At 65.1% G+C, this 3973-nt stretch carries 4 protein-coding genes; 2 read left to right on the top strand and 2 right to left on the bottom strand.

Annotated elements, in window-relative coordinates:
* Window positions 1-264 (top strand): histidine phosphatase family protein (locus QT222_RS04975; RefSeq protein WP_491476504.1); only part of this gene is annotated, 264 nt, incomplete at its 5' end.
* An 89-nt stretch (window positions 265-353) separates the two neighbouring features.
* Here the strand turns inward: QT222_RS04975 and larE are convergent.
* A complete protein-coding gene (gene larE, locus QT222_RS04970; protein ID WP_491476503.1) occupies window positions 354-1262 on the bottom strand; it encodes an ATP-dependent sacrificial sulfur transferase LarE in 909 nt (302 codons plus the stop codon).
* A 156-nt stretch (window positions 1263-1418) separates the two neighbouring features.
* Between larE and QT222_RS04965 the strand changes: the two genes are divergently transcribed.
* Window positions 1419-3410 carry a MutS-related protein gene (locus tag QT222_RS04965; protein ID WP_491476502.1) on the top strand — a complete coding sequence of 664 codons (1992 nt, stop codon included), beginning with the start codon at window positions 1419-1421 and terminating at the stop codon, window positions 3408-3410.
* Between the two features lie 9 nt (window positions 3411-3419).
* Here the strand turns inward: QT222_RS04965 and QT222_RS04960 are convergent.
* Window positions 3420-3973 (bottom strand): GNAT family N-acetyltransferase (locus QT222_RS04960; RefSeq protein WP_491476501.1); only part of this gene is annotated, 554 nt, incomplete at its 5' end.

The following is a 3973-nucleotide window of genomic DNA, read 5'->3' as shown; positions in this document are numbered from 1 at the left end:
GTCGAAGTTCGTCGGCGCGTCCTCAACGCACACGAGGGGCTTGCAGACTCGCTTTCGTCCGACGAAACGGTGCTCGTCGTCACACACGGCGCGCCGATTCGGCTCTCACTCGGCGAGATAAAAGGACTCGATATCGTCGAGGCGATGCTGTCGCAATCCCTCGACAATGGCAGTCTGTGCGAAGTCGAAGTCGAAGCCGTCGAGGACGACGAACCACGTATCCACGTCGTCGCAGAAAACGAGACGCGCTTTCTCACAGTATAACGCGGCCGACTATCTCTGGGTCGGGTCGACTATCTCTGGGTCGGGTCGGCTACCTCCGGGTCGGGCCGGCTACCTCCGGGCCGGGCCGACTATTTCCGCGTTGGGTAGTCCTGCGCGAACACGTCGTCGACGAGGAAGTCCCCGTCTCCGTCGTCTGCCGCACCCTCTTCTGCTGTGTCGTCCTCCGCGGCGGGGCTGACGCTCCCGGTTCGGTAGCCGTGCAGGTCGAGGGTCACGTGGTCGAAGCCGGCGTCTTTCAGGTGGTCACGAGCGGCGCGGACGAAGTCGGCGTCGAGGGCATAGTCCAACTCCTCCGGCGCGACTTCGATTCGGGCAAGCCCGTCGTGGTCGCGGACGCGGAACTGTTCGAAGCCCCACGTCCGGAGAATCGTCTCGGCGCGTTCGACCCGCGAGAGCCGTTCTTCAGTAACTTCGAGACCGGTCGGGATGCGAGAGGAGAGACAGGCCATCGACGGTTTGTCGGCGACAGAGAGGCCGTACTCGTCGGCGATTGCGCGAACCTCGCCTTTCGTGATGTCGTGTGCGAGAAGCGGCGAGAAGACTTCTAACTCCTCGACGGCACGGAGTCCGGGTCGGTGTCCCTCGCCAGGGTCTGAGGCGTTCGTCCCGTCACAGACCGTCTCGATGCCGCGCTCGCGGGCGGCGTCGTACATCCGCCCGAGGCGCATCGTCCGGCAGTGATAACAGCGGTCGTCGTCGTTGACGACGAAGTCCGGATTATCGAGTTCGGAGAATTCGACGGTCACGAATTCGATGCCGATTTCGTCGGCGACGCGCTTTGCATCCGCCAACTCGGCTTCGGGGAGGGTTTCGCTTTTCGCGGTACAGGCGACCGCCTTCTCGCCGAGTGCGTCGTGGGCGAGTGCGGCGACCACACTGGAGTCCACGCCGCCGGAGAAGGCGACGAGGACGCTCTCGCGTTCCGCGAGTTCCGCGCGTACTGCGTCAGCCTTCGCCGCGACGTCTCGCTCGCTCATGGCCTCCCTTTCCGGTGGACGGTCAAAAGCCCCTCGTCCCCGGCCCGAACAACCGCGAAGGGCCGACTGCGGCGCGCTTCCAGCTTTCGCACACCACGTCGTCCCGCAGTTTCCACCCCGCGACTTTTTGTCCTATGCCGCGATAGGTCCGGCCGAATGGACTTCGAGACCATCCCGGGCGTCGGTGAGAAAACCGCTGCAGCGCTCGCGGAACTCGACGACGCCGAACGGGCGCTTACCGACGGCGACGTGGCGGCGCTCGCGCGAGCGCCGGGACTCACGGAAGGGAGAGCGGCGGCCATCGCGCGCGGTGCGATTCGACGGGGCCACGACGACCCCGGCGGGTTCCTCGCGACCGACCGCGCCTCGGAGATTTACCGCGACGCACTCGGTCTCCTCCAAGCCCGAACCGTCACTACCTACGCCGAAAAGCGACTGGAGACGCTCTTTCCGACCGGGTCGGCCTCGCGTATCGAGGAAGTTCGGGCGTTCGCCACCGCTGCGACCGACCTCGAACCCGACCCCGACGTGCTCGCGGCGCTTTCGGGCGTCGAATCGCTTTCGGACCCGAAGCCGCGTCGTATCCGCGAGCGATGTATCGCGACCGCCGACGCGGAACGGTACGCCGCGGCCAAGGAGGCGTTTCCCGAACTCTCTATCGAGGTCGTCGAAAACGCCCGAGACATCAGCGAACTCGCGCGGTCGTACTCGACGGTCGTCGTCCTCGACGAGTCGTTCGCCGGTATCGACGTCGAAGGCGACGTGCGCGTTCTCCCCGACGCCGCCGACCGTACTGACGAAGTTGTCCCCGAGCGATTGCTCGCGTTCTTCGCCGAGAACCGCGAGGCGCTCGAAGCGGCCGCCGAGGTCCACGAAGTCGCGGCTATCGACCCGCCGTGCGACGTGACTGCACTCCGAGACGCACTGTCCCGACTCGACGACGACGGAACCATCGTCGGCGACGACGAACTCGTCCGGCTCTCCAATGCCGTCGATGACATCGACACAGCCGTCTCAACAGCCGAATCGGTCGCTAACGACCACCTTCGCGACGTGATTCGCGAGCGCGACGTGACCATCGAGGGAACCGACTTCCTTTCTCTCGTCGAGCAGGGCGCTCGCGTCGACTCGTTGCTCTCGCGGGAACTCGAAGACGAGTTCGACGAGGCGCTCGCGGCCGCCCGTGACCACTTCGTCGACGCTCTCTCGCTCCGGCCGAGCGAGGCCGCCCTCACGGAGCGTATCTTTCCCGAAGACCCGTCGTTCCCGCTCGGTCACGACGAGGACGCGGTTGGCCGCCTTCGAACCGAACTGAAGGCCGCCCGCGACCGTCGCGCCGCGAAGCTGAAAGCCGACCTCGCCTCGGACCTCGGCGACCTCAGAGAGCCGGTCGAGACGCTAGTCCGCGACGCCCTCGAACTCGACGTTCGACTCGCAGTCTCCCGGTTCGCCCGCGACTTCGACTGCGTCTTCCCCGAGTTCACCGGGCACGCGGGCGACGACGGTCCCGGTACCTTCACCATCGAGACCGGCCGCTCGCCGCTTTTAGACGTGGATTTCGAGGACGTTGACCCCGTCAATTACGAGGTTTCGGGCGTCACGCTTCTCTCGGGCGTCAACAGCGGGGGGAAGACATCGACGCTCGACCTCGTGGGTCTCGTGGTTGTCCTCGCCCACATGGGACTGCCCGTTCCCGCCGAATCGGTCCAACTCTCGCGATTCTCCGAACTTCACTACTACGCCAAGTCGCAGGGGACACTCGACGCCGGAGCCTTCGAGAGCACGCTCCGCGACTTCGCCGCGCTCACCGACGGCGCGGCCGACCGACTCGTCCTCGTCGACGAGTTAGAGAGCATCACCGAACCCGGCGCGTCGGCGAAGATTATCGCCGGTATCCTCGAAGAACTCGCCGAGCAGGGCGCGGCCGCCGTGTTCGTCTCGCACCTCGCGGGCGGCATCCGCGAGGCCGCGGACGTTGCGGTCGCAGTCGACGGTATCGAAGCCGTCGGTCTCGAAAACGGCGAACTCGTCGTGAACCGCTCACCCGTCAAGGACCGCCTCGCGCGGTCGACACCCGAGTTGATTGTCGAGAAGTTGGCCGGAGAGAGCGAGACGAGTTTCTACGGGCGATTACTGGAAAAGCTCTAAAATCTGCGCTCAATCCTCAGTCCGCCACTTCTCCCGAAGCAACCCGTACCGAATCAAATCACGGTGCGCGCCATCGACGTACATGAGTTTCCGCTGTCGACCCTCTTCGACGAACCCGAGCGACTCCAAAAGGCCGCGAGAGGCGTCGTTGAAGTCGAACACGCCCGCGCCGACCGCGGGTGTATCGTGGGTCCGAAAGACGTAGTCGATGACGAGCGAGACGGCCTCTTTTCCGTAGCCTTCGCCGTGGACCTCCGGAATCAGCCAGTAGCCGAGTTCCGGGCGCTTGTAGTGCGCGTCGGCGACGCTCACCTGTCCAATTCTCGTGATGTCGGCCTCGTCGGGTTCGACTGCGTCGGCCTCGTCGGGTTCGACTGCGTCGGCCTCGTCGGATTCGAGACAGACGAGAAACTGGTCGGGGGCGTTTCGCTCGTCGGATATCTCGTACTGCTCGCGGTTCATGACCGGATTGCCGAGCGTGTACCGGAGTTCGGGATTCGCGGCCGCACGCTGGATAAACGGGATGTCTTCGGTTTCGACGGTTCGGAGGGTCACTCGCTCGC

The sequence above is a fragment of the Haloferax sp. s1 genome (assembly GCF_058382125.1).
This window is presented reverse-complemented; position numbering and strand designations above follow the sequence as displayed.

Coding starts and splice junctions, on each gene's coding strand:
- larE (WP_491476503.1), bottom strand. CDS start 1,262: ATGAGCGAGCGAGACGTCGCGGCGAAGGCTGACGCAGTACGCGCGGAA.
- QT222_RS04965 (WP_491476502.1), top strand. CDS start 1,419: ATGGACTTCGAGACCATCCCGGGCGTCGGTGAGAAAACCGCTGCAGCG.